The 24278-nt window shown below is 72.7% G+C and carries 25 protein-coding genes; 12 read left to right on the top strand and 13 right to left on the bottom strand.

What is annotated here, in order from left to right:
- Position 1 precedes the first annotated feature (1 nt).
- From hemC to BMY04_RS00515, 3 genes are all read left to right on the top strand, one after another.
- Positions 2-1084 (top strand): hydroxymethylbilane synthase, encoded by a 1083-nt coding sequence (hemC, locus tag BMY04_RS00525; RefSeq protein ID WP_091177828.1) that lies wholly within the window; start codon positions 2-4, stop codon positions 1082-1084.
- A complete protein-coding gene (locus BMY04_RS00520) occupies positions 1081-2727 on the top strand; it encodes a bifunctional uroporphyrinogen-III C-methyltransferase/uroporphyrinogen-III synthase (RefSeq protein WP_091177200.1) in 1647 nt (548 codons plus the stop codon). The genes hemC and BMY04_RS00520 overlap by 4 nt, the downstream gene beginning before the upstream one ends.
- 393 nt (positions 2728-3120) lie before the next feature.
- Complete coding sequence (locus BMY04_RS00515) at positions 3121-4542, top strand: HNH endonuclease signature motif containing protein (protein WP_091177199.1); 1422 nt, start codon at positions 3121-3123, stop codon at positions 4540-4542.
- 146 nt (positions 4543-4688) lie between these two features.
- Here the strand turns inward: BMY04_RS00515 and BMY04_RS00510 are convergent, their stop codons facing one another.
- The 3 genes from BMY04_RS00510 to BMY04_RS00500 all read right to left on the bottom strand — a co-directional run bounded on the left by BMY04_RS00510 (position 4689) and on the right by BMY04_RS00500 (position 6606).
- Positions 4689-5099: a VOC family protein gene (locus tag BMY04_RS00510; RefSeq protein ID WP_091177198.1), complete on the bottom strand. Its 411-nt coding sequence runs from the start codon at positions 5097-5099 to the stop codon at positions 4689-4691.
- Between the two features lie 63 nt (positions 5100-5162).
- On the bottom strand, positions 5163-6248 hold the full coding sequence (locus BMY04_RS00505) for a WD40/YVTN/BNR-like repeat-containing protein (protein ID WP_091177197.1): 1086 nt from the start codon (positions 6246-6248) through the stop codon (positions 5163-5165).
- A gap of 55 nt (positions 6249-6303) precedes the next feature.
- Positions 6304-6606, bottom strand: coding sequence for a hypothetical protein (locus BMY04_RS00500; RefSeq protein WP_091177196.1), 303 nt, complete (start codon positions 6604-6606; stop codon positions 6304-6306).
- A 180-nt stretch (positions 6607-6786) separates the two neighbouring features.
- Here BMY04_RS00500 and hemB point away from each other — a divergent pair, with 180 nt between their 5' ends.
- Genes hemB through ccsB form a run of 7 tightly spaced genes read left to right on the top strand, consistent with a single transcriptional unit; the run spans position 6787 to position 13777 of the window.
- Entirely contained in the window at positions 6787-7773 is a 987-nt protein-coding gene (gene hemB, locus BMY04_RS00495) for a porphobilinogen synthase (protein ID WP_091177195.1), read from the top strand.
- Positions 7770-9101 (top strand): glutamate-1-semialdehyde 2,1-aminomutase, encoded by a 1332-nt coding sequence (gene hemL / locus BMY04_RS00490; RefSeq protein ID WP_091177827.1) that lies wholly within the window; start codon positions 7770-7772, stop codon positions 9099-9101. Before hemB ends, hemL begins: the two co-directional genes overlap by 4 nt.
- A complete protein-coding gene (locus tag BMY04_RS00485; RefSeq protein WP_091177194.1) occupies positions 9101-9760 on the top strand; it encodes a histidine phosphatase family protein in 660 nt (219 codons plus the stop codon). Before hemL ends, BMY04_RS00485 begins: the two co-directional genes overlap by 1 nt.
- On the top strand, positions 9753-10340 hold the full coding sequence (locus tag BMY04_RS00480; RefSeq protein WP_091177193.1) for a TlpA family protein disulfide reductase: 588 nt from the start codon (positions 9753-9755) through the stop codon (positions 10338-10340). The genes BMY04_RS00485 and BMY04_RS00480 overlap by 8 nt, the downstream gene beginning before the upstream one ends.
- Entirely contained in the window at positions 10337-11101 is a 765-nt protein-coding gene (locus tag BMY04_RS00475) for a cytochrome c biogenesis CcdA family protein (protein WP_408630427.1), read from the top strand. The genes BMY04_RS00480 and BMY04_RS00475 overlap by 4 nt, the downstream gene beginning before the upstream one ends.
- 25 nt (positions 11102-11126) lie before the next feature.
- Entirely contained in the window at positions 11127-12794 is a 1668-nt protein-coding gene (gene resB, locus BMY04_RS00470) for a cytochrome c biogenesis protein ResB (protein ID WP_091177192.1), read from the top strand.
- Positions 12791-13777, top strand: a complete 987-nt coding sequence (ccsB, locus tag BMY04_RS00465; RefSeq protein ID WP_232506006.1) for a c-type cytochrome biogenesis protein CcsB — start codon at positions 12791-12793, stop codon at positions 13775-13777. Before resB ends, ccsB begins: the two co-directional genes overlap by 4 nt.
- 3 nt (positions 13778-13780) lie before the next feature.
- Here ccsB and BMY04_RS00460 read toward each other — a convergent pair whose 3' ends face one another.
- The 3 genes from BMY04_RS00460 to BMY04_RS23645 form a co-directional block, all read right to left on the bottom strand.
- A complete protein-coding gene (locus BMY04_RS00460) occupies positions 13781-14176 on the bottom strand; it encodes a rhodanese-like domain-containing protein (RefSeq protein WP_198409864.1) in 396 nt (131 codons plus the stop codon).
- Positions 14173-14646: a cysteine dioxygenase gene (locus BMY04_RS00455; protein ID WP_091177191.1), complete on the bottom strand. Its 474-nt coding sequence runs from the start codon at positions 14644-14646 to the stop codon at positions 14173-14175. The genes BMY04_RS00460 and BMY04_RS00455 overlap by 4 nt, the downstream gene beginning before the upstream one ends.
- A gap of 70 nt (positions 14647-14716) precedes the next feature.
- The gene (locus BMY04_RS23645; protein ID WP_408630435.1) at positions 14717-14797 is read right to left on the bottom strand and encodes a putative leader peptide; all 81 of its coding nucleotides are present in this window, start codon (positions 14795-14797) and stop codon (positions 14717-14719) included.
- Between the two features lie 125 nt (positions 14798-14922).
- Between BMY04_RS23645 and BMY04_RS00450 the strand changes: the two genes are divergently transcribed.
- Both BMY04_RS00450 and BMY04_RS00445 read left to right on the top strand, forming a co-directional pair.
- Entirely contained in the window at positions 14923-16335 is a 1413-nt protein-coding gene (locus tag BMY04_RS00450; protein WP_091177190.1) for a mycothione reductase, read from the top strand.
- 124 nt (positions 16336-16459) lie between these two features.
- Complete coding sequence (locus BMY04_RS00445) at positions 16460-17449, top strand: IS481 family transposase (RefSeq protein ID WP_170853926.1); 990 nt, start codon at positions 16460-16462, stop codon at positions 17447-17449.
- On the opposite strand, the gene BMY04_RS00440 is transcribed toward BMY04_RS00445, so the two are convergent.
- From BMY04_RS00440 to pstS, 7 genes are all read right to left on the bottom strand, one after another.
- Positions 17446-17895 (bottom strand): YdeI/OmpD-associated family protein, encoded by a 450-nt coding sequence (locus BMY04_RS00440; protein ID WP_091177188.1) that lies wholly within the window; start codon positions 17893-17895, stop codon positions 17446-17448. The genes BMY04_RS00445 and BMY04_RS00440 overlap by 4 nt on opposite strands.
- Before the next feature lie 31 nt (positions 17896-17926).
- Positions 17927-18505 carry a biotin transporter BioY gene (locus BMY04_RS00435; protein WP_091177187.1) on the bottom strand — a complete coding sequence of 193 codons (579 nt, stop codon included), beginning with the start codon at positions 18503-18505 and terminating at the stop codon, positions 17927-17929.
- A 54-nt stretch (positions 18506-18559) separates the two neighbouring features.
- The gene (locus BMY04_RS00430; protein WP_091177186.1) at positions 18560-19699 is read right to left on the bottom strand and encodes a DUF2510 domain-containing protein; all 1140 of its coding nucleotides are present in this window, start codon (positions 19697-19699) and stop codon (positions 18560-18562) included.
- 124 nt (positions 19700-19823) lie between these two features.
- Positions 19824-20600 carry a phosphate ABC transporter ATP-binding protein PstB gene (pstB, locus tag BMY04_RS00425; RefSeq protein WP_091177185.1) on the bottom strand — a complete coding sequence of 259 codons (777 nt, stop codon included), beginning with the start codon at positions 20598-20600 and terminating at the stop codon, positions 19824-19826.
- 5 nt (positions 20601-20605) lie between these two features.
- A complete protein-coding gene (gene pstA / locus BMY04_RS00420) occupies positions 20606-21529 on the bottom strand; it encodes a phosphate ABC transporter permease PstA (RefSeq protein WP_091177824.1) in 924 nt (307 codons plus the stop codon).
- Positions 21529-22443: a phosphate ABC transporter permease subunit PstC gene (pstC, locus tag BMY04_RS00415; RefSeq protein ID WP_170853981.1), complete on the bottom strand. Its 915-nt coding sequence runs from the start codon at positions 22441-22443 to the stop codon at positions 21529-21531. The genes pstA and pstC overlap by 1 nt, the downstream gene beginning before the upstream one ends.
- 409 nt (positions 22444-22852) lie before the next feature.
- Positions 22853-24001 carry a phosphate ABC transporter substrate-binding protein PstS gene (gene pstS, locus BMY04_RS00410; RefSeq protein ID WP_091177184.1) on the bottom strand — a complete coding sequence of 383 codons (1149 nt, stop codon included), beginning with the start codon at positions 23999-24001 and terminating at the stop codon, positions 22853-22855.
- Between the last annotated feature and the right edge of the window lie 277 nt (positions 24002-24278).

The raw sequence follows: 24278 nt of genomic DNA, 5'->3' as shown, positions 1-24278 counted from the left end.
CATGACCGACCCCTCGGCGTCCGGGACGCCCGCCGTGCCCGAGGCCCCCGCGCTGCGGCTCGGCGCGCGGACCTCGCCGCTCGCGCGCGCGCAGGTCGACCTGGTGGCCGCGATGCTGGCGGCGCACGGCGTCGGCTCGTCCTTCGTCGGGGTGACCACGACCGGTGACGTGGACCCGCGGCTGCTGACCGAGATCGGGGGCACGGGCGTCTTCGCCAGCGCCGTGCGCGACGCGCTGCGCGTCGACAAGATCGACTGCGCGGTGCACTCGCTGAAGGACCTGCCCACCGCGGCCGAAGCTGATCTTGAGGTGATCAGCGTGCCCGCGCGCGAGGACGTCCGTGACGTGCTCGTCGGGTCGACGCTCGCCGACCTGCCCGACGGCGCACGGGTCGGCACCGGTGCGCCGCGGCGTGCCATGCAGCTGCAGGACTGGGCGCGGTCGCAGGGCCGCAGCATCGAGGTGGTGCCCGTCCGGGGCAACGTCGACACCCGCATCGACCTCGCCCGTGGCGGTGGCCTCGACGCCGTGGTGCTGGCCGGTGCCGGTCTGCGCCGGCTCGGTTACCTGTCCGACGCGGCGGTCGAGTTGTCGGGATCTGACAAAAGAGACACCGTTGTCAGAAGTCTTCCGGCCGAGGTGCTCGACGAGGACCTCATGCTGCCGGCGCCCGGTCAGGGTGCGCTGGCGCTCGAGGTCAGCCGCTCGCTCGGTGGCGCGGCCCGTGCCGCCGTCCTGCTCCTCGACGATCCGGTCGCGCACACCGAGATCCGCGCCGAGCGCGCGTTCCTCGCGACGCTCGAGGCCGGCTGCACCGCTCCGGTCGGGGTCCGTGCACGCGTCGTGGGGCGTCGTGGTAACGCCGTCGATTTGACTATGAGAGCGGTTGTTGAAAGAACGTTGCTGGACACGTTGTCAGTAACGACCAAAAGCCTTCCACCGGTACGCGTCGACGTCTCCGGGTCGACCACCGACCCGGCGCGGCTCGGGGCGGACCTGGCCCGGTCGGTGCTCGCACAGCTGTCCGACGAGGGCCGGCGCCGCGCCGGTCCTGCGCCTGCCCGACACGATGGAGCCCAGTGAGCACAACCTCGGTCCCCACCTCCTCCGACTCCGCCTCCAGCGCTCCTACGACCCGCGGCCGGGTGATCTTCGTCGGTGCGGGTCCCGGCGATCCTGATCTTCTGACGCTCGGGGCCATCGCGGCGCTGGCCGACGCAAGCGCGGTGATCTTGGACGACGAGCGGCAGCGCGAGATCCTGTCGCACCCGGCGATCACGCTCGGCGAGGACGCCGCGGTCACGGCCCTCGGCTTCGCGGAGGGGCAGAAGCCGCTCACGCCGTCCGCCCGCGCCCGCATCGTGATCAAGCAGGCCGCCGGTGGCGGCCGGGTCGTGCGGCTCGTCAACGGCGACCCCTTCTGGGACAACGCCGTCGCCGACGAGGCCGCCGCCTGCGTCCGCGGGGGCATCGACTTCGAGGTCGTCCCCGGCGTCTCCAGCCTCACCGCCGTGCCCGAGTACGCCGGCATCGACCTGGTCCACGCCGGCGGCGTGCAGTTCGCGTCGATGACCGACGGCCGGTTCACCAAGGTGGCCACCGCTCCCTGGGGCAACGCGGCCACGGTCGTCGTCAGCACGCTCGTGCAGCACCTGCCCGGCCTGGTCGACGCGGCGCTCGCCGCCGGCCGCCCCGCGGACGACCACGTCGTGCTGACGCTGCACGGCGGCAGCACCAACCAGGTCACGGTGCCGTGCCGGCTCGACGAGGTCGTCGTCGCCGTGTCCGCGACCGAGGCGCCCGGGGGCGACCCCGTGCACGTGATCATGGGCGTCGCCGCCGAGCAGCGCGGCGAGCTCAGCTGGTACGAGACCAAGCCGCTGTTCGGCTGGCGCGTGCTCGTCCCCCGCACCAAGGACCAGGCCGCGCCGATGGTCGCGCGGCTGCGGACGTACGGCGCACACAGCGAGGAGGTCCCGACCATCTCGGTCGAGCCGCCGCGCAGCCCGTTGCAGATGGACAAGGCCATCCGCGGCCTCGTCGAGGGCCGCTACGAGTGGATCGCCTTCACCTCGGTGAACGCGGTCAAGGCCGTGCGCGAGAAGTTCGAGGAGTACGGCCTCGACGCCCGCGCCTTCTCCGGGCTGAAGGTCGCCGTGGTCGGTGACGTCACCGCCGCCGCCCTGCGCGGCTGGGGCATCGAGCCGGACCTCGTCCCGTCCGACGAGCAGTCGGCCGCCGGCCTCGCCGCCGAGTTCCCGCCGTACGACGAGGTGCTCGACCCGATCAACCGCGTGTTCCTGCCGCGGGCCGACATCGCCACCGAGACCCTCGCCGCCGGGCTCGTCGAGCTGGGCTGGGAGGTCGAGGACGTCACGGCCTACCGCACCGTCCGCGCCGCCCCGCCGCCCGCCGAGGTGCGCGAGGCGATCAAGACCGGCAAGTTCGACGCGGTCGTCTTCACGTCGTCCTCCACCGTGCGCAACCTCGTCGGCATCGCCGGCAAGCCGCACCCGGGCACCGTGATCGCCGCGATCGGCCCGGCCACGCAGAAGACGTGCGAGGAGCACGGCCTGCGCGTCGACGTCGTCGCCGGCAAGCCGTCGGTCGTCGCGCTCGCCGACGCGCTCGCCTCCTTCGCCGCCGACCGCCGCGACGCCATGGTCGCCGCGGGGGAGACGGTCCTCCGCCCCTCGCAGCGCAAGGCACCGAGCCGCAGGGTCTGACGAGGGTTCGTGGGGGCCCCTGGGCCCGAGCAGGTTCGTCGAGCAGGGTCGACCGGAATCCCGGTCGGCCCTGTTGCGCGTGGTGGGCGTTGCGCGCTGTCGAAGAGTTCGGGGATGGTCGCACTCCGCGCCTGCGGGGACCGCGAGGAACGCTCCCTGAGCCTGTCGAGGGGCCCCGAAGGGGTTGACGTTCCCGTCCGTGCGTCGGTGAGTGCGTCCGCGCCTGCAGATCGACACGCGGCCCTTCCGACCTCCCTGACCTCGACTGATCTGGCGGGTGCCCGTCAGGATGCCTCCGCCTCGCCCCGGTGTCGTGGTGTCCGGAGCCCGGGGAGTGTTGTCTGCTTCGTACAGGTGTTCGATTCTGTCAGTGGTGGCCGTTAGCGTGGTTGCATGGCGTTGGCGGCGGTCGAATCGGTGGAGGAGGTCCTCCATCCGACAACTGCTGCGCTGACCGGGTTGCTGGCCCAGCTGAGCGAGCTGACCGCCGACGCGCTGGGCGGGGTCGAGGACGAGTCCACCGAGGCCGACCTCGTCGACCAGGTCGGCCTGCTGGAACGCCTGCGCAGCGCGGTCGCGGCGACCCAGGCGGCGGCGATGGTGCGCCTCACCAGAGTCCGCGTCGAACGCGAGACCGCCGAGCAGCAGCGCCCTGAACGGATCGGGCGGGGTCTGGCCGAGGAGATCGCCCTGGCCTGCCGCCTCTCACCGACCGTCGCCGCCCGACGCCTCGGCGCGGCGAAGGCGTGGTGGTTCGACCTGCCCCACACCTACGCCGCCCTCGCCGCCGGCCGGCTGCACGAACGCGTCGCGAACGCCGTCGCCGAGCAGACCCGCCACCTGCCCGCGGTGACGCGGCGTGAGGTCGACCAGCAGCTCCACGCCCCCCGCACCGACCTGCCCGGCCTCGGCGTCCGACGAGCCCTCGCCGCCATCACGACGACGGCCTACGCCGCGGACCCCCGCGCCTACGTCGAACGGGGCCGCCACGCACGCGACGACCGCTACGTCGCGCTGCGCCCGGCGCCGGACACGATGAGCGTGCTGAGCGGCTACCTGCCCGTCGAGCAGGGCGTCGCCTGCCTCGCCGCCCTGCGCAAGCACACCGACAGCGCCGTCGCCACCGGCGACGAACGCACCCGCGGCCAGATCATGGCCGACACCCTCGTCGAACGCCTCACCGGCCAGACCCGCGCCGGCGACGTCGCCGTCGAGATCCAGGTCATCGTGCCGGTCGATGCCCTCGTTCCCGACGCGCTCGTCCCCGAAGGCGTTGTCACCGACGTACCGAGCGGGCCCGGCCCCGACGGGCTCGCGCCCGACGGACTCGTGCCCGACAGCTCAGGCGTCGAGGGCCTGGCTCCGAGATCGGTAGAGGCGACCGGCACGGCGACGGTCACCGGTCTCGGGGCCTTGCCCCTGTCTGTGGCCCGTCAGCTGATCGACGACAGCGGCGGGACCAAGCACCTGCGCCTGCTGCACCGATCACCCGCCGGGCACCTGGTCGACATCGGTGGGCGGCGCCGGTTCACCGGGGCACTGGCCGACCTCGTCCTGGCGCGCGACCAGACGTGCCGCGAGCCGTACTGCGACGCCCCGGTCCGCCACCTCGACCACGTCCAGCGCCACACCGACGGCGGCCCGACGACCCTGCCGAACGCCCGCGGCCTGTGCGCGCGGCACAACCTCGCCCGCGAACAACCCGGCTGGAGCGCGACGGTCGTCCACGACGGCCTCGGCGACCGGCCCCACACCGTCGTCACCACCGCGCCGACCGGGCACGACTACACCAGCCGGGCGCCCGACCCTCCCTGACGAGTGGACGCAGGACGAGGTGCTGGGAACGTAGAGAAGTCGGCGCCATGCCTGCTCGGGGGTTCAGGTAGGGCGCCGACTTCCCCTCCTTCATCGCACGGGACCCGCGCGTCGTTACATGTACGGGGAGATCTGTCCGAGAGGAGTCAGCGAATCAGGCAGAAGGGGTGGCCGGCCGGGTCCAGGTAGACGCGGAACCCGCCGTCCGTCGCCGGCTGGTGCGGGTGCCGTGTCGCGCCGAGCGCGAGGACCCGCGGCTCGGCGGCGTCGATGTCGCCGACGGAGAAGTCGAGGTGCATCTGCTGCGGGTGCGCGCCGCCCGGCCAGGTCGGCGGGACGAAGTCGGGGATCCGCTGGAAGGCGATCGTCGTCTGGCCCTCCGGGTTGTCGGCGCCGAGGCCGCCTCGCGGGGGGACGAGGTCGACCCAGCCTTCGTCGGAGTCCTCACGGATCGACCAGCCGAGCAGGTCCGCGTAGAAGCGGCCGAGCGTCTCGGGGTCTGCGCAGTCGACGATGACGAGGTCGAACAGGGGCGCGTGAGCCAGTGGATCGGGCATGGGTCCACGCTGCCGCATCCCGGGCGGGAGCGACAGCCCCCGACGACCGGCTGCGCGGGGGCTTCAGACCACAGCGGCGCGCACGGACAGCACGTCGGGCAGGTGGGCGGCGATCTGCGTCCAGGACTCGCCGTCGTCGAGGCTGGCCCAGACCGTGCCGTCGCGGGCCCCGAGGTAGAGCCCAGCCTGGTTGGCCCGGTCGGTGGTCATGGCGTCGCGCATCACCGCCGACCAGAAGCCGTCGGGCAGCCCGGCCTCCGAGGGCGTCCACGTCTCGCCCGCGTCGGTCGAGCGCCAGACGCGAGCGCGGCCGTCGGGCGGGATCCGCGCGCCGTCCGCGACGAGCGGGAAGACGTACACGGTCTCGGGCTGGTGCGGGTGCACGACGATCGGGAAGCCGAAGTCGGCCGGCAGCCCCTCGGCGATGGACACCCACCGCGCGCCGCCGTCGTCGGAGCGGTAGACGCCGTGGTGGTTCTGCGCGAACAGCCGCTGCGGCGCCGACGGGTGCGCCGCCACCTTGTGCACGCACTGACCGAACTCGGGCCAGGGGTCGGGGAAGAAGTACGCCTTGATCCCCACGTTCGCCGGCGCCCAGCTCTGGCCCCCGTCGGTGGTGCGGTAGACCCCGCCGGTCGACATCGCCACCGTCACCTGCCGCGGGTCGGTCGGGTGCGGGACGATCGTGTGGATCGCCTGCCCGCCGAAGCCCGCGCCCCACTGCGGGCGGTGCGGGTGGTCCCACAGCGACCGCACGAGGCTGAACGACTCGCCCCGGTCCTCCGAGCGGAACAGCGCCGAGGGCTGCGTGCCAGCCCAGACGACGTCCGGCTCGGCCTCGCCGCCCGGCTGGATCTGCCAGACCCGCTCCACGCTGCTGCCCAGGTCGGCCGGGAAGCGGACGGAGACGCCCTCGTTCTCGCGCCAGGTCCGGCCGAGGTCGTCGGAACGGTAGACGCCCGGACCCCAGTGCTCGCTCGTCCCGCTCGCAAACAGCCGCGGCGCGGCGCCGCGGGTGTCGATGCCGAGCCCGTACACGCCCTGCATGAGGAGCTCGGGCGCCGACCAGTCCCAGCGTCGTCGCGCCCCGTCGGACCGCCCGATCCACAGGCCTTTGCGCGTCCCGACCAGCAGCACCGTCTCGCTCATCCCGCGTCTCCTCCCGATCCGCTCCTGCGGTGCAGACCTCCGTCGAGGAGCGCAGTCATCGGCCGCGCGGCACCAGCAGGTCGTCGCCGGTCAGCGGACCCAGCACCTCGTCGTTCGCGAGGTGCAACGGTGCGAGCCATACGCCGCTCCTGCGGGCCGAGTCGACGAGCGCGCGGCCCCACCGGCGGTCGCTGGCGCAGAGCGCGGCACGCCCGGGACGGCTGAGCAGGACGGCGATACGGCCGTGGTGGTCGCCCTGCTGGACGTGCGCGCACAGCCGCCGGACGGTGAAGCCGAGCGGCCCCATCAGGCCGCGCCGGTGGTGGTGCAGCTTGGCCTGCGTGCGCAGCGGGGCCACTCCTCGAGGGGCGGCAGCCGGGGCGGGATGCCGGCGTCGTGCGCGCCGGTGCGGTCCATGCCCGCAGCTGGCTCCAGACCGACCGGATGCGAGCCCCGTCGTGAGGTTTTCCACAGGACTGTGGACAAGCGGACAACACTGTTCCGGCTGGTGGGCGACTAGATTGGGCAGGTGCCTGAGATGTCGCTCCGCCAGCGCCCGCGCCGGCTGCGGACCTCGCCGGCGATGCGTTCGATGGTGGCCGAGACCAGCGTCGAGCCCCGCCGGCTGGTGCTGCCGCTCTTCGTGGCGGAGGGCCTGCGCGAGCCCCGCCCGATCACCTCGATGCCCGGCGTCGTCCAGCACACGCTCGACACGCTCCGCAAGACGGCCGTCGAAGCCGCGCACGCCGGGCTGGCCGGCGTCATGCTCTTCGGCATCCCCGAGGTCAAGGACGCGCAGGGCTCGGGTGCCCTCGACCCGCACGGCATCCTCACCGAGGCCGTGCGCGCGGTCCGCCAGGAGGTCGGCGACGACTGCCTGGTGATGACCGACGTCTGCCTCGACGAGTTCACCAGCCACGGCCACTGCGGCGTGCTCACGCCGTCGGGCACGGTCGACAACGACGCCACCGTCGAGCTGTACGCGCAGATGGCGGTCCTCCACGCCGAGGTCGGCGCCCACGTCGTCGCCCCCAGCGGGATGATGGACGGCCAGGTCGGCGCCATCCGCGACGCGCTCGAGGCGGCCGGTCACCACGACACGGCGATCCTCGCGTACGCGGCGAAGTACACCTCGGCCTTCTACGGCCCGTTCCGCGAGGCCGTCGCGTCCTCCCTCACGGGCGACCGCAAGACCTACCAGCAGGACGGCGCCAACCTCCGTGAGGCCCTGCGCGAGGTCGCGCTCGACCTGGCCGAGGGCGCGGACATGGTCATGGTCAAGCCGGCGCTGGCCTACCTCGACGTCATCCGCGCGGTGCGCGAGGCCGTCGACGTGCCGGTCGCGGCGTACAACATCTCCGGCGAGTACGCGATGGTCGAGGCCGCCGCCGCGAACGGCTGGATCAACCGGGACGCCGCGGTCGCCGAGACGCTGACGTCGATCCGGCGGGCCGGGGCCGACACCGTCCTCACCTACTGGGCCCTCGAGTGGGCGCAGCGCTGGGCCGAGGCGGGTCGCCGGTGACCGCGCTGCAGCAGGCCGCCGACACCGCCTCCGCCGCCGCCTTCGCCCGCGCGCAGCAGGTCATCCCGGGCGGCGTGAACTCGCCCGTCCGCGCCTTCCGCTCGGTCGGCGGCACCCCGCGCTTCATCGCGCGGGCTCAGGGGCCGTACCTCTACGACCTCGACGGCCACGAGCTCGTCGACCTCATCTGCTCGTGGGGCCCGATGCTGCTCGGCCACGCGCACCCCGAGGTCATCGGCGCGGTGACGGCGGCCGCGCAGCACGGCACCTCCTACGGCGCCCCGACGACGGCCGAGGTCGACCTGGCCGCGGCGATCGTCGAGCGCACGCCGGTCGAGATGGTGCGCCTGGTCAACAGCGGCACCGAGGCCACCATGTCGGTGCTCCGGCTGGCCCGCGGGATCACCGGCCGCGACAAGATCGTCAAGTTCGCCGGCTGCTACCACGGCCACGTCGACGCGCTGCTCGCGTCGGCCGGCTCGGGCGTCGCGACGCTCGCGATCCCCGGCACCCCGGGCGTGACCGAGGCGACGACCGCCGACACCATCGTCGTCGAGTACAACGACCGCGCCGCGGTGCGCGAGGCGTTCGCGACCTACGGCGACCAGATCGCCTGCCTGATCAGCGAGGCCGCCTGCGGGAACATGGGCGTCGTCCCGCCGGGCGAGGAGGACGGGGTCGGCTTCAACCGGTTCCTCGCCGACCTCTGCCACGAGCACGGCGCGCTGTTCATCAGCGACGAGGTGATGACCGGCTTCCGGGTCACGGCCTCCGGCCAGTTCGGCATCGACGGCGTCGAGCCCGACCTCATGACGTTCGGCAAGGTGATGGGCGGCGGGTTCCCGGCCGCCGCGTTCGGCGGTCGCGCCGAGCTCATGCACAGCCTGGCGCCGGTCGGCGGGGTCTACCAGGCGGGCACCCTCTCGGGGAACCCCGTCGCCACCGCCGCCGGCCTCACCACGCTGCGGCTGGCGACGCCCGAGGTCTACGCGCACGTCGACCGCGCCGCGGCGCTGCTGCAGCGCGAGGTCGCCGCCGCCCTCTCCGCGGCCGGTGTGCCGCACGTCATCCAGGCCGCGGGGAACTTGTTCAGCGTGTTCTTCGTCGGCGAGGACGTGGACGCCGTGGCCGACTACGCGACCGCGTCGACCCAGGTGACGACGCGCTACGCCGCCTTCTTCCACTCGATGCTCGACAGCGGCGTCTACCTGCCGCCCAGCGCGTACGAGGGCTGGTTCCTCTCCAGCGCCCACGACGACGCGGCCCTCGACCGGGTCGTCAGCGCTCTGCCGGCGGCTGCCGCGGCGGCGGCCGGGGCGGAGGCCTGATGAGCGAGCGCACCCCGATCCGGACCATCGTCCACCTGGTGCGTCACGGCGAGGTCTACAACCCCGTCGGCCTCATCTACGGTCGCCTGCCCGACTACCACCTCTCCGAGACCGGTCGGGCGATGGCCGGGCTCGTCGCCGAGCACCTGCGCGGCCGCGACGTCGTGCACCTGCGCTGCTCGCCGCTCGAGCGGGCCCAGGAGACGATGGAGCCGATCGCCGCGAACGTCGGGCTGCCCGTGACGACGGACGGCCGCGTGATCGAGGCCGACAACTACCTCGAAGGCATCAAGGTCAGCCTGATGGGCACCATCCGGCGCCCCCAGAGCTGGTGGCTCTTCCGCAACGCCCTGCGCCCGACGTGGGGCGAGCCCTACCGCGAGATCGTCGCGCGCATGCGCCTCGCGATCCGTGACGCGGAGGAGGAGGCGCGCGGCCACGAGGCCGTGATCGTCTCCCACCAGCTGCCGATCTGGATGGCGCGCTGCGACGCCGAGGGCCGCCGGCTGGCGCACGACCCGCGCAAGCGCGAGTGCCGCCTCGCCAGCGTCACCTCCCTGACCCTGCTCGACGGACGGGTCGCCTCCGTCGACTACACCGAGCCCGCCGCCGAGCTCTACGCCGGCCCGCCCCCGACCAAGTTCGTCGCCGGTGCGTAGGCCCGGGGCCCTGGCCGGTCTCCTCGCCGGCCTCGTGCTGCTCGCCGGGTGCTCGGCCACGGGCGCCGACGAACCCGTGCGCGGCGCCGACCAGCAGGGCTACGTCGGGTCCGACGGCGCCCTCACGCGGGTCGCCCCGGACAAGCGCGCCGCCGTGCCCGCGCTCAGCGGGCCGCAGCTCGGCAAGGACGGCGCGACCGTCTCGACCGGCGACTACGCCGGCAAGGTCCTCGTGATCAACGTCTGGGGCTCCTGGTGCGCGCCGTGCCGCGCGGAGGCCGCCGACCTGCAGGCCGCCAGCGTGGAGACCAAGGCCGACGCGCAGTTCGTCGGGATCAACACCCGCGACGCCGCCCCCGCGGCACCGGAGGCCTTCGTCCGGGCGCAGGGCATCACCTACCCGAGCATCTTCGACCCCTCCGGCCAGACGCTGCTCCGGCTCGGCGGGCAGGTGCCGCCCAGCGCCATCCCGTCCACCCTGGTGCTCGACCGCCAGGGCCGGGTGGCCATCCGGGTGCTCGGCACCATCTCCAAGGCGACCCTCGTCGACATGGTCGCCGAGGTCGCGGCCGGGCGATGACGCCCCTCGACGTGTCCACCTGGGCGCAGCAGGCCGTCGGCGGCTCGATGCTGCTCGCCCTGCCCGTGGCGCTGGCGGCCGGGCTCGTCTCCTTCTTCTCCCCGTGCGTGGTGCCGCTGCTGCCGGGCTACCTCTCGTACGCCACGGGGCTCGGAGCCGCGGAGGTCGTCGAGGGCACCCGCCGACGCGGCCGGATGCTCGCCGGGACGTCGCTGTTCGTCCTCGGCATCGCCGCGGTGTTCGTCGTCACGGGCGCCGTGATCGGCAGCGCGGGCGTGCTCGTCCTGAGCCACGCCGAGGCGATCAGCCGGGTCCTCGGCGTCCTGATCGTCGCGCTCGGGCTGATGTTCGCCGGCGTGCTCCCGCTCGGCCGGCGCGAGGTGCGGATCCACCGCCTGCCCGCGGTCGGCGTGGCCGCGGCGCCCCTGCTGGGCGTGGTCTTCGCGCTCGGCTGGACGCCGTGCATCGGCCCGACGCTGGCCGTCGTCTACAGCCTCGCGCTCAACGAGGGCACCGCCGGGCGCGGCGCCCTCCTGGCCTTCGTCTTCGCGCTCGGCCTCGGCGTCCCCTTCGTCGTCGCCGGGCTCGTCTACACGCGGATGGCCCGGGCCGTCGGCTTCCTGCGTCGTCACCAGACGGCGCTGCTGCGCACCGGTGGCATCCTCATGGTGGTGGTCGGGGTGCTGCTCGTGACCGGGCTGTGGACGACCATCACCGGCGACCTGCGGCAGACCTTCGCCTCCTTCACGCCCCCGATCTGACCAGCGGAACGAGCGACCTGAGCGCATGACCGACACCCAGACCCGGCCCCCGGGACACGCGGACGGCCCGGACGACCCCCGTCCGGAGACCGCCGGTCCCGACCTGCCCCGGCTCGGCTGGCGCGGGACCCTGCGGTTCCTGTGGGCGCAGCTCACCTCGATGCGCACAGCGCTCGTGCTGCTCTTCGCCCTCGCGGTCGCCGCCGTCCCCGGGTCGCTGATCCCGCAGCGCCACATCTCGCCGGTCCGGGTCAGCGACTTCCTCACCCAGCACCCGACGCTGGGCCCGATCTACGACAAGGTCGGGCTGTTCTCGGTCTACACCTCGCCGTGGTTCTCCGCGGTCTACCTGCTGCTGTTCGTCTCCCTGGTCGGCTGCATCGTGCCGCGCCTCGGCGTGTACGCTCGCGCGCTGCGTGCGCAGCCGCCGCGCACGCCCCGCAACCTGGGCCGCCTGCCCGCGTACGCCCGGGCCGAGGTCGGGGCCGACGAGGCGGAGGGCGTCCTCGAGCGGGCCGCCGCGGACCTGCGCCGCCAGCACTACCGCGTCCGGGTCGTCGAGGGCCCGAACGGCGCCTCGGTCGCCGCGGAGCGCGGCTACCTGCGCGAGGCCGGCAACCTGGTCTTCCACATCAGCCTGCTCGTGCTCCTGCTCGGCGTGGCCGTCGGCGCGCTCTGGGGCTACCGAGGCAGCAGCGTGGTGGTCGTCGGGCAGGGCTTCTCCAACAGCGTCACCCAGTACGACGACCTCAGCGCGGGCGGCTGGTTCCGGGCGCCGAACCTCAAGCCGTTCAACGTGGTCGTCAAGGACTTCCAGGTCGCCTTCGAGACCGGCCCCGTCCAGACGGGCGCCGCGCGCCTGTTCAAGGCCGACGTCGACGTCACCGACGCGCCGGGGGAGCCGACCCGCTCCGAGGTGCTCGAGGTCAACCACCCGCTGCACGTCGACGGGTCGACCGTGCACCTGATCGGGCACGGCTACGCCCCCGTCGTCACGGTCAAGGACGGCCAGGGCAACGTCGCCTTCTCCGGTCCGGTGATCTTCCTGCCGCAGGACGGTAACTTCACCTCCGCCGGCGTGGTCAAGGTGCCGGACGCGCGCCCGCAGCGGCTCGCCTTCCAGGGCTTCTTCCTGCCGACCGCCGTCGTCGACGCCCAGGGCCCGCGCTCGGTCTTCCCCGACGCCTACGACCCGAAGCTGTTCGTCAACGTCTGGTCCGGGCCGCCGGCGAAGGAGACCGGCAAGCCGGAGAACGTCTACTCCCTCGACACCACCGGCCTCACCCAGCTCAAGAACGACAAGGGCGACATCGTCCGGCTGGCGCTCTCGCCGGGGCAGGGCGTCGACCTGCCCAACGGGCTCGGCTCGGTCCAGCTGGACGGCTGGAGCCGGTGGGTGAAGCTGCAGGTCGGCGACTCGCCCGGCGCCCCCATCGCGCTCGTCGCGATCGGCTTCGCGGTGGCCGGGCTGTGCCTGTCGCTGTTCGTGAGGCCGCGTCGCGTCTGGGTCCGGGTCGCCCGGGGAACCACCCCCGACGACGCAGACGACGCGGTCGGTGCGGACGACGCACCTAGAGTGATCGAGGTCGGCGGCCTGGACCGGGCGGACGCGCGGGGCGGGCTGACCGACGACGTGGACGACCTGGCCGCGAGGCTGGCCGGGCGCTCCGACGAGGAAAGGGCACGGACGTGAACTACGGCTACTACTCGAGCGTGGCGCTGGTCAGCTCGGTCGTGGTCTACCTGCTGGCGTTCTTCGCCCACGCCGCGGAGTGGGCCTCGGCCCGCCGCATCGGGGTCGCGGAGCCGGCGGTGGAGCGCGAGCTGGTCACGGCCGGTGCGCGGTCCTCGGCGAGCGGCTCCGGCAGCGCGTCGACGGGGGTGCGCGAGCCGCTGGTCGCCGGTCCGGACGACGAGCTGGCCGACCGCCGGATCGAGCAGTTCGGGCGCATCGGCGTGATGCTCACGGTCATCGGCTTCGCGCTGAGCGTCATCGGCGTGGTCGGTCGCGGCCTGGCCGCGGACCGCGGGCCCTGGGGCAACATGTACGAGTTCACGACCACGGCCCTGGTGTGCGTCGTCGCGGCGTACCTGCTGATGGTCTGGCGCGCCGGCCTCGGCTGGCTCGGGCTGCCGGTGACGCTGCTGGCGACCGTCGCCAACGGCCTCGCGGTGACCGTCTTCTACGTCGCCGTCGCCCCGCTCGTCCCGGCGCTGCACTCGGTGTGGTTCCTCATCCACATCACCGCGGCCTCGATCTCGGCCGCCGCGTTCAACGTCGGCGGGCTGCTGTCGATCCTCTACATCGTCAAGAAGCGCGCCGAGGACAAGGGCGAGGTGCGCGGCTACCTCGCCCGCATCCCCAGCTCGCGGCGCATCGACCTGATCACCTACCGCTTCCACGCGTTCGCGTTCCCGCTGTGGACCTTCACCGTGGCCGCCGGGGCGATCTGGGCCGAGTACGCGTGGGGCCGCTACTGGGGCTGGGACCCCAAGGAGACCTGGGCGCTCGTGACCTGGGTCATCTACGCCTGCTACCTGCACGCGCGCTCGACCGCGGGCTGGCGCGGCACCAAGGCGGCGGTCATCGCGATCGTCGGGCTGGCGTCGTTCTGGTTCAACTTCATCGGCGTCAACCTGCTGGTCTCCGGCCTGCACTCCTACGCGGGGGTGTAGCGCCTAGCGGCCGAGCTGCTCGCGCCAGGCCGCCCACCCGCCCACCACGTCGGTGGCGCGGTGGAGGCCGAGGTCCTGCAGCGCGGCCGCCGCCAGGCTGGACGTGTAGCCCTCCTGGCACAGCACGACCACCTGCAGGTCGTACGCGGCGATCGGCAGGGCCGCGTCGCTCTGCGGGTCGAAGCGCCACTCCAGGACGTTGCGCTCGACCAGCAGGACGCCGTCGGGGCCGCCCTCGAGCGCGCGCTGCGCGGCGGGGCGGATGTCGACGACCACCGCACCCTCGGCGCGGGCCGCGACGGCCTCGGCCGGGGTCAGGCGGTGCAGGCGTGAGCGCGCCTCGTCGAGGACCTCGGCGATGCTGCGGCGCCGGGCGAGCGGGGGAGCGAGGGTGCTCACCAGGCCACCCCCGCCAGCCGCGACTCGACGAGCTCGAGCCGGTCGCCCTCGCGGACGTAGCCGTTCATGCGGGTGAGCGCTGGCGCGTACACGTGGATGCTCACGGCCGGCTCCAGGCCGGTGTTGGTGACGCGGTGGATGTGCCGGGTGCCGAAGGGCCGCAACGCCCCGGTGCCCAGCGAGCGGGTCTCGGCGACGCGCGCCGAACCGTCGTCCTGCAACCGGGCGTGCTCCTCGGTCAGGCTGCCGCGGACGACGACGAACGCCCCGGCGCTGCCGCCGTGGTCGTGCCAGTCGGTGCCCTGGCCGGGCACCCAGGTGAGCAGCCAGGCCTCGTGCTCCGGCGTCAGGGCGAGGCGGGCGTAGAAGCGGGAGACGGGGTCGTAGTCGACGAGCGGCTCCCACAGGTACGGGGCGTCCGCCAGCCGGGTGGCGGTGGCGGCGAGGTCGACGAGATGACGTGCGGGCATGGTGGGAAGGTCCGTTCACGACGATGAGGGAGAGGGGCGGCACGGTGCGGCCGGCCCTCGCGAGACGCGCCTAGAGGCGCGTGGTCATTCGACACGTCGAGCTCGCCGTGCGGAGCAGGTCGACGTGCCGGCGCTGGTGCAGCGTCCTCATCGCGGTGGTTCCTCCTAATCCCTGCCACCACAGTAGGGAACATGGGGAACGCGCGCACGTGGTCGTCCGGTCGGTGAGACCGGCGGGAACCCTCGCCGTTCGGCCTCGGCTGGCACCATGGTCGCGTGCGACACTTCGACCTCTGCGTCATCGGCAGCGGTTCCGGCAACAGCGTCGTCGACGAGGAGATGGACGACTGGTCGGTCGCCATGGTCGAGGCCGGCACCTTCGGCGGCACCTGCCTCAACGTCGGGTGCATCCCCACCAAGATGTACGTCTACCCGGCCGACCTGGCGTCCTCGCCGGCCGGCGCGAAGGCCCTCGGGGTCGACCTCGACCTCGTCGACGTCCGCTGGCCCGACATCCGTGACCGCATCTTCGGCCGCATCGACACGATCTCCTCGGGCGGCCGCGACTGGCGGGCCAGCCGGCCCAACATGACGTTGTACGAGCAGTGGGGGCGCTTCGTCGGCGACCACGAGCTCGCCCTCGCTGCGCGCGCAGGCCGGCCGGCCACGACGATCACCGCCGACCGCTTCGTGCTCGCCAACGGCAGCCGGGCCGTCGTCCCGCCCTTCCCGGGCCTGGAGACCGTCCCGCACGTCACGTCCGACACCGTCATGCGGCTGCCGAGCCTGCCGCGGTCGATCGTCATCGTCGGCGGCGGCTACATCGCGGCCGAGTTCGCGCACGTCTTCTCCTCGTTCGGCGTCCGCGTCAGCGTCGTCGCCCGCACCCCGACGTTGCTGCCGCGCGAGGACGCGCAGGTCGCGCAGCGGTTCACCGAGCTCCTCCGGCGCAAGGTCGAGGTCCGCACCAGCAGCGACGTGCAGCACGTCGGGCCCCGGGCGTCGGGCGACGGGGTGCGGCTGTCCGCCTGCAGCGACGCGGGCACCGAGTTCCACGTGGAGGGCGACCTGCTGCTCGTCGCCACCGGCCGTGTGCCCAACGCGGACACCCTCGACCTCGCCACGACCGGGGTCGAGGTCGACGACGACGGCCGCGTGGTCGTCGACGCCCAGCAGCGCACCGCCGCCGCCGGCGTCTTCGCGCTCGGCGACGTCTCCTCGAAGTACCAGCTGAAGCATGTGGCCAACCACGAGGCCCGCGTGGTGCGGCACAACCTCCTGCACCCGGACGCGATGGTCTCCTCCGACCACCGCTACGTGCCGCACGCGGTCTTCTCCGACCCGCAGGTGGCCGCCGTGGGCCTCACGGAGGAGCAGGCGAAGGAGCAGGGCCTGGACTACGCCGTCGGCGTGCGCGACTACGGCTCGACCGCATACGGGTGGGCGATGGGCGACGAGGACCACTTCGTCAAGGTCGTCGCCGACCGGCGCACGGGGCTGCTGCTCGGCGCCCACCTGATCGGCCCGCAGGCCTCGTCGCTCGTCCAGCCGCTGGTCCAGGCCATGAGCTTCGGGGTCCCGGCCCACGACGTCGCCCGGGGCCAGTACTGGATCCACCCCGCCATGGCCGAGGTCGTGGAGAACGCGCTGCTCGCCCTGCCCCGCCCGGAGGGCTCGCTGGACGTCTGAGGCCGGCTAGCTGTGATGTCCAGGGACGTTGTTGCGTGACGCGGCTCGTCGATTGACGTAGGCGAAGGCCTCCCGGTGTGGAGTGGAGCTGTCTAGTTCACCGCTTCGCCACCAGGAGGCCTTCGTGGTCCACGCTAATGCTCTGCTGACCCCACGAGCCCGCGAACGCCTCGCCAGGCTGGTCGTCGACGACGGCTGGACCTGTTCGGCAGCGGCCAAGATGTTCATGGTCTCTGCGGTCACCGCGCGCAAGTGGGCCCAGCGCTGGCGTGCCGAGGGCCGAGCGGGAATGCAGGACCGCTCGAGCCGACCCCGAACCTGCCCGCGGCGCACGACCAGTTCGATGGTGCGCAGGATCGTCCAGCTCCGCTGGCGCCAACGCCTCGGACCGGTCCAGATCGGCGGCCGCCTCGGAGTGCCGGCCTCGACCGTGCACGCGGTCTTGGTCCGCAACCGGTTGAACCGGCTCAGCCACATCGACCGCATCAGCGGCGAACCGCTGCGCCGCTACGAGCACGACCATCCCGGCTCGATGATCCACGTCGATGTCACCAAGTTCGCCAACATCCCCGACGGCGGCGGGCACCGCTACGTCGGGCGTCAGCAAGGCGCCCGCAACCAGCGAGCCACGCCCGGGCTGCCCCGAGGCGCGGACCGCAAGCCCCGCACCGGCACCGCGTTCCTGCACACCGTGATCGATGACCATTCCCGACTGGCGTACGTCGAGATCTGCACCAACGAGCAAGCCAGCACCGCGGTCGCGGTGCTGCGCCGCGCGGCGGCCTGGTACGCCGAACGTGGCGTCGACATCGAGCGGGTCTTGTCCGACAACGGCTCCTGCTACCGCTCCAACGCCTGGCGCGACGCCTGCGCCGAGCTCGGGATCACGCACAAGCGGACCCGGCCGTATCGGCCACAGACGAACGGCAAGATCGAACGGTTCCACCGCACCCTCGCCGACGGCTGGGCCTACGCCCGCCACTACAACTCAGACGCCGACCGCCGAGCAGCCCTGCCAGGCTGGCTGCACTTCTACAATTACCACCGCATCCACTCCGCCATCGGAGCAGCCCCAGCCACCAGGCTCAACAACCTGCCTGGACATCACAGCTAGCGCAGCAGCCGGGCGCGCGTCCGCGCGATGCGGGCGCGGCGGGTCTCCGGGTCCTCGGCGCCGCTGATCCAGCGGCCGTACTCGTCGCGGTGACCCTCGGGCAGCGCCGTCCAGGCGTCGTGCAGCGCGACGTCGGCGGCGAGCGCCTCGTCGAGCTCGGCGCAGGTCAGCGGCGCCGGCTCGACCACGGGCTCCTCGAGGGGAGCGGCGGGCTCGAGGTCGACGTGGACGGTGTCGCCCGCGGTGACGCCGAGCGCGGTCAGCAGGGACTTCCGCAGGCCCAGGAACGTGCGGCCGCCGTACGCGCCGAGCGTCGCCTCGAAGGACTCGGCCCCGAGGGTCGCGCGGACCCGGCGGGCACCGAGCTCCGCGACGACGGCCTTGGGCACGACGACGGCGTGGCTGCCGCGCCCTGAGGCGCGGACCTCCGCGTCGAAGCCCGGCACCGCGGCGGCCGGCGTCCGGCGACCCGGGGTCTCAGCCCCGACGGGAGCCGACGAGCTTCCAGGCCGCGGGCAGCAGCGCTGCGGCCACGGCGATCTTGACGACGTCGCCGATCAGGAAGGGCACGACGCCCTTGGCGACCGCGTCGCCCACGCCCCTGCCGGTGAAGGCGATCAGGCCGGTGACGCCGAAGGCGTAGATGACGACGTTGCCCAGGACCAGGAGGCCGGTGTTCTTGACGACCTGGCGGTCGGCGCCGGCCTCGGCCAGCCGGCCGGCCAGCCAGCCGGCGGCCACGAAGCCGACGACGTAGCCGAAGGAGGCGAAGGCCCAGCCGCTCTGGTGCGCCGCGAACCACGGCACGCCCGCCACGCCGGCGAGCAGGTAGAGCGCCATCGAGGCGGCGCCCCGGCGGCTGCCGAGCGAGGCGCCGACCAGCAGCACCGCGAACGTCTGCAGCGACAGCGGGACCGGGGTGAAGGGCAGCGGGATCTGGACGAGCGCGCTCAGCGCGACGAAGAGCGTGCCGCCGACGACGAGCGCGACGTTGCGGACCAGTCCGCCCGGGACGACGTCGCCGAGGGTGCGGGGAGAGGCGCTGACCAGAGACATGCGCTCACCCTAGTGCGCGTGCCGGGGAAGGACCGCGCCCGTCCCGGCACCCGCTCAGCCGTCGACCTTCAGCTGCGACAGCGCGTCGCGTGCCGGCTGCAGGAGCTCCGGGGTGGTGTCGGGGATCGAGGCGTAGAAGAGGCCGGAACGTTCGGGGCTGGCCTGCACGATGGCGACGATGAGGCGCTCGCCCTTGGTCTGGAGCCCGGCGATGTCGAAGGTCAGCTTGGACTCCACGAGCCAGGCGTCCTTGCCGTCGATCGTCGTCGCCTTGTTCTGCACCACGTCGCTGTTCACGGGGTTGTTGCCGTAGAAGGCGCCGAGGATGCAGCGCACGACGATCTGCGAGCCCTGCTCGGGGGTGAAGAAGCCGTCGCCGGCCTGCAGCTCGCCGATGGTGACCGACGCGACCCAGCTGCTGCCCTGCCCGTCGTAGTTGTTCTCGACGGTCACGTTCTGGCTGAGCACGTTGACGCCGAACGGCACCCGGTTCTCACCCGTCGGGGCGCCCCAGGGCGAGCCGAGCTGGGGGTAGGAGACGGGTCCGCCGTGGACGCGGCCGTCGTTCGTGCCCGACGACGGGGCGCTGGGGGAGTCGGAACGTTGCGGCGGGCACTGGTCGGACGAGGCCTGGCCGCTCGCGCCGCCGCCGGCGGCCCCGCCGCCGTTCGTCGCGGCCTGGATCGCGAGCACGGCGACGACCACGAGGACCAGCGCGAGCGCGCCCGCACCGATCCACCAGCCCACGCCGGAGCGCCTCTTGCGCTGGAACTGCGCGTACGAGGGTGCCCCGCCGCCCTGCTGCCCCCCGGGACGGGCACCGGCGCCGGCACCCGCGCCGTACGCGCCCTGGCCGTAGGCGCTCTGGCCGAACGAGGTCTGCCCGCTCTGCCCGGACTGACCGCTCTGCCCGCTCTGACCGGTCTGCCCGCCCTGCTGGCCGTACGCACCCTGCCCGTAGGAGCCCGCGCCGTACGCGCCCTGGCCGTAGGAGCCCCCGCCGTACGCGCCCTGCCCGTAGCCGGTGCCCTGGCCGGTGGCGCCTGCGGGCGGTCCCGGGTTGACGATGCCCTGCGGTGGCGGGGCGGAGGCCGGGTTGGTGGTGGTCGCGGCGGACCACGCCTGACCGTCCCAGTAGCGGTAGAGACCCTGGCCGCCGCCCGGGTCGGGGTACCAGCCGGCCGTCGCGCTCACGAGCCGATTCTAGAAGGGCCGAGGGCTGCCCCCCAGCCCGCGCGCCGTCTCACAGCGGACTGTGACCTGACGGTGCGGGGCGGGGAGCAGCCCTCGGCAGCCCCTCGACGCAGAGCACGGGGGATCAGCCGAAGCGGCCGGTGATGTAGTCCTCGGTCGCCTTCTCCGTCGGGTTGGAGAAGATCGTGTCGGTCGGCCCGACCTCGATGAGGCGGCCCGGCTTGCCCTGCGCGGCGAGGTTGAAGAACGCGGTCCGGTCGCTGACGCGCGCGGCCTGCTGCATGTTGTGCGTGACGATGACGACCGTGAACTGCTCCTTGAGCTCGTTGATCAGGTCCTCGATCGCCAGCGTCGAGATCGGGTCGAGCGCCGAGCAGGGCTCGTCCATCAGCAGCACCTGGGGCTCGACCGCGATCGCGCGGGCGATGCAGAGGCGCTGCTGCTGACCGCCGGACAGCCCCATGCCGGCGCGGCCGAGGCGGTCCTTGACCTCGTTCCACAGGTTCGCGGCCTTGAGCGAGCGCTCGACGGCGTCGCTCAGCACGCCCTTGTTCTTCACGCCGTTGAGCCGCAGCCCGGACGCCACGTTGTCGAAGATCGACATCGAGGGGAAGGGGTTGGGCCGCTGGAAGACCATGCCGACCATCCGCCGCACGGCCACCGGGTCGACGCCCTGGGCGTAGAGGTCGGTGCCGTCGAGGGTGACGCTGCCCTTGACGTAGGCGCCCGGGATGACCTCGTGCATGCGGTTGAGCGTGCGCAGGAAGGTCGACTTGCCGCAGCCGGACGGGCCGATGAAGGCGGTGACGGTGCGGGGCTCGACCGTGAGCGACACGTCCTGGACGGCGTGGAAGGCGCCGTAGTAGATGTCGACGTTCTTCGCGTCGATGCGCTTGGCCACGGTTCTCACTTCTCCTTGAGCTTCGTCGCGCGGGCGATGCCCCGCGCGACGAGGTTGAGCAGCATGACGATGATGATCAGGGTGAGCGCCGCGGCCCACGTGCGGTCGTAGCCGGGCAGCCCGGGGGCCACGTCGCGGCTCGAGTTGATCATGGTGGGCAACGAGGCCATGGTCGAGCTGGTCGGGCTGAAGTTGATGCCCACCGCGTACGACACGAGGATCAGCAGGGGAGCGGTCTCGCCCATGACGCGGGCCAGGCCGAGCATGACGCCGGTGGAGATGCCGCCGAACGCGGTGGGGATGACGACGAAGAGGATCGTCTTCCACTTCGGCACGCCGAGCGCGTACGAGGCCTCGCGCAGCGAGTCCGGCACCAGCTTGAGCATCTCCTCCGTGGAGCGCAGCACGACGGGCAGCATCAGCAGCACCAGCGCGAGCGACACCGCGATCGCGGAGCGGCCGAAGCCGAGGATCGTGATGACGAGCGCGTAGACGAACAGCGCCGCGACGATCGACGGGATGCCGCTGAGGATGTCGACGGTGAAGCTGACGACCCTCGACGCCTTGGTCCCGCGGGCGTACTCGACGAGGAAGATGGCGCCGAGGACGCCGAGGGGCACCGCGATCAGGGCGCAGACGAGCCCGATCTCGAGCGTGCCCACGATGGCGTGGTAGGCGCCGCCGCCCTCGCGCCGCGGGGTGATCCCGCGCTGGCTCTGCAGCCACCAGGTCGAGGTGAGCACGAGCCCGATGCCCTTGCTGACGACGGTCCACAGCACCCAGACCAGGGGGATGAGGGCCAGGACCGTCGCCACGGTCACGTAGACCGTGGCCAGCGCGTTCTTGACGGTGCGCGAGCCGCTGGGCTTGCGGAAGGACAGCGGGGCGTCGCCGCCCTGGAGGTCGTTCGGCGCGGTGGCGGTGGCCATCACTTCACCCCTCGGTCGGCGACGACCCGGGCTGCCGCGTTCACCACGAAGGTGACCACGAAGAGCACCAGGCCGGCCGCGATGTAGGCGCCGGTCTTGGACGGCGTGTCGAACTCGGACGCGTTGTTGGCGATCTTGCTGGCGAAGGTCTCGCCGCCGGCGAAGATCGACGGCGTGAACGGGCTGCCGGGCGCAGGCTGGCTGAGGATGATCAGCACGGCGATGGTCTCGCCGAGCGCGCGGCCCAGGCCGAGCATCGAGGCGCTGATGACGCCGGAGCGGCCGTAGGGCAGCACCGAGGTCCGGATGACCTCCCACCGCGTGGCGCCGAGCGCGAGCGCGGCCTCGATCTGGTCGCGGGGGGTCTGCTCGAACACGTTCTTCGAGATCGACGTGATGATCGGAAGGATCATGATCGCCAGGACGATGCCGGCGACGAAGACCGTGCTCTTCGGGTCCGAGACCAGGGCGAAGAGCGGGATGAAGCCCAGGACGTCGCCGATCCAGGTGCCGATCGGACCCAGGAAGGGCCCGAAGACGATCAGGCCCCACAGGCCGAAGATGATCGAGGGCACCGCGGCGAGCAGCTCGACGAGGAAGCCCACCGGGCCCGCGACCCGCTTGGGCAGGTACTGGGTCAGGCTCAGCGCGACCCCGACCGCGACGGGCACGGCGATGACGAGCGCGACCACGGAGGAGAGCACCGTGGTCCACAGCAGCCCGAGGATGCCGAAGCGCAGGTCGCCGCCCGACACCTGCCAGTTCCGGCTGGTCAGGAAGTTGTCCTGGTCGGCCAGGATGCTCGGCAGGGCGAGCACGAGCAGGAAGATGCCCACGAAGGCCACCAGCAGCACCAGGACGATCGCGGTGCCCTTGGTCAGCCCGCCGAAGAGCAGGTCTCCGGTGCGGCTGATCGACGCGAGCTTGACGCCGGAACCGGTCGAGGCGACCGCGTGGTCGGGGTCGGCGCTCCGGCTGGGACGCGCGTGGTGCTCGACGACGGGGACCGGGCTGTGCCGGGCCACCTCGTCGTGCACGGGCGAGATGCTCGGGTCGGCCGCGGCGGGCCCGGCCTCGAGGAGCTCTCGGGGGGTCTCGTCGAACGTCTGGTCGCGGCGGTCCGCGTCGACGTCGGCATGCCCCAGGGGGTCGGCGACCGTCGAGATGCCGGTGCTGCCGTCCTGGCCGGGCTTGCGGGTCGTGTCGGTCACGCCTCCGCCCTCCTCCTTCGCTTCACGCAGTGCACGGGCCTCACGCTAGGACGCCGGTGCCGTCCGGCGCACGCCCGGAAGGGCGCGGCCGGGCGGCACCGGCGACGGGGGTTCAGGAGATCGCGGCGACCGCGGTCTTGACCTTGGTCTGCAGGTCGGTCGGCAGCGGTGCGTAGCCGAGGTCCTGCAGGGACTGCTGCTCCTCGGGCGAGGAGAAGAAGGTCAGGAAGTCCTTGACCAGGGCGGTCTTGTCGGCGTCGAGGCCCTTGCTGCAGACGATCTCGTACGTCGTCAGCAGCGCCGGGTAGGCGCCGGCGTCCTTGGGCTGGTAGTTGAGCTTGAGCGCCAGGTCGTTGCCGGTGCCCGCGACGGTAGCCTCGGAGACGGCTTTGCCGACGGAGTCACCCGTCAGCTCGGTCGCGCCGCTGCCGCTGTCGAGCTGGGCGATCGCGAGCTTGTTGTCGCGGGCGTAGCTCCACTCCATGTAGGAGATGGAGTTCTTGGTGCTGCTGACGGCCTCGGCCACGCCGGAGGACTTGTTCTTGCCCTCGCCCGTGCCGCTCCACGCCTTGGCGGGCTCCTTGGTCCACGCGCCGTTGCCGGCCGCGGCGAGGAACTTGGTGGCGTTCTCCGTGGTGCCCGACTCGTCGGAGCGGAAGAACACGGTGATCGGGTCGCCCGGCAGGGTGACGCCGGAGTTGAGCTTGGCGATGGCCGGGTCGTTCCAGGTCTTGATGGTGCCGTTGAAGATCTTGGCCAGCACCTCGGCGTTCAGCACGAGCTTGTCGACGCCGTCGACGTTGTAGGCGAAGGCGATCGGGCCGACGACCATCGGGATGTTCCAGGCCGGGTTGCCGCCGCACCGCTCCTTGGCCTTGTCCGCCTCGACGACGCCGTCGACCGCGACGGTCTTCAGCGCGGAGTCCGAGCCGGCCAGGTCGACCAGGTTGTTGTAGAACGACTTGATGCCCGCGCCGGAGCCGGTCGGGTTGTACTCGATGGTGGAGGCGTTGTTGCAGGCCGACTGGTAGTCGGCGATGACCTCGGTGATGGCGTTGGCCTGGGCCGTCGAACCCTCGGCGTTCAGCTTGCCCGAGGGGCAGGTGAGGCCGGAGGCGTTGGCGCTGGTCGAGCCGGAGCCCGACGAACCCGGGGCTGCGGTGGTGCCACCCGGGTCGGAGCCGCAGGCCACGAGGCTCAGGGAGGCCATCGCGGCGAGGGCGGCGAACGTGGTGTTCCGCACGCGGCGGGAGCTGATCATTCGAGTCCTTCACACAACAGTGGAGGGCTGCCGCGGGAGCGCTCTCGCGCCCCCCGACGCCGACCGGCACCTCGCCGGTTGACGGTGAAACTACGCACGCCAGTTGTCCGGTTGGCCCCCGTCAGGTGAACGCGAGGTGAACGGCTCGGGCGGCCTCCGTGGAGCCTCATGATCAAGGACGACAGGCCGTGATCAACAGGGCGGCGAGGACGTCCGGGTCGTCTAGGCTGCACGCGATTTCCGAGGGTGGGCAGCCACTCGCAAGCCCGGAGGACCA

This window comes from Microlunatus flavus (genome assembly GCF_900110855.1).
GTDB classification, from domain to species: Bacteria; Actinomycetota; Actinomycetes; order Propionibacteriales; family Propionibacteriaceae; genus Microlunatus; species Microlunatus flavus.
The sequence above is the reverse complement of the archived record's forward strand: the minus strand, read 5'-3'. Positions and strand labels throughout refer to the sequence as shown.

What these genes read in the sequence shown, in the direction of transcription:
- BMY04_RS00475 (WP_408630427.1), top strand. Translation starts at nt 10,337, where the DNA reads ATGACGCCCCTCGACGTGTCCACCTGGGCGCAGCAGGCCGTCGGCGGC.
- BMY04_RS00510 (WP_091177198.1), bottom strand. Translation starts at nt 5,099, where the DNA reads ATGCCCGATCCACTGGCTCACGCGCCCCTGTTCGACCTCGTCATCGTC.
- pstS (WP_091177184.1), bottom strand. Translation starts at nt 24,001, where the DNA reads ATGATCAGCTCCCGCCGCGTGCGGAACACCACGTTCGCCGCCCTCGCC.
- BMY04_RS00455 (WP_091177191.1), bottom strand. Translation starts at nt 14,646, where the DNA reads ATGCCCGCACGTCATCTCGTCGACCTCGCCGCCACCGCCACCCGGCTG.
- hemB (WP_091177195.1), top strand. Translation starts at nt 6,787, where the DNA reads ATGTCGCTCCGCCAGCGCCCGCGCCGGCTGCGGACCTCGCCGGCGATG.
- BMY04_RS00515 (WP_091177199.1), top strand. Translation starts at nt 3,121, where the DNA reads ATGGCGTTGGCGGCGGTCGAATCGGTGGAGGAGGTCCTCCATCCGACA.
- BMY04_RS00505 (WP_091177197.1), bottom strand. Translation starts at nt 6,248, where the DNA reads ATGAGCGAGACGGTGCTGCTGGTCGGGACGCGCAAAGGCCTGTGGATC.
- pstA (WP_091177824.1), bottom strand. Translation starts at nt 21,529, where the DNA reads ATGGCCACCGCCACCGCGCCGAACGACCTCCAGGGCGGCGACGCCCCG.
- resB (WP_091177192.1), top strand. Translation starts at nt 11,127, where the DNA reads ATGACCGACACCCAGACCCGGCCCCCGGGACACGCGGACGGCCCGGAC.
- BMY04_RS23645 (WP_408630435.1), bottom strand. Translation starts at nt 14,797, where the DNA reads ATGAGGACGCTGCACCAGCGCCGGCACGTCGACCTGCTCCGCACGGCG.
- hemC (WP_091177828.1), top strand. Translation starts at nt 2, where the DNA reads ATGACCGACCCCTCGGCGTCCGGGACGCCCGCCGTGCCCGAGGCCCCC.
- BMY04_RS00485 (WP_091177194.1), top strand. Translation starts at nt 9,101, where the DNA reads ATGAGCGAGCGCACCCCGATCCGGACCATCGTCCACCTGGTGCGTCAC.
- BMY04_RS00435 (WP_091177187.1), bottom strand. Translation starts at nt 18,505, where the DNA reads ATGTCTCTGGTCAGCGCCTCTCCCCGCACCCTCGGCGACGTCGTCCCG.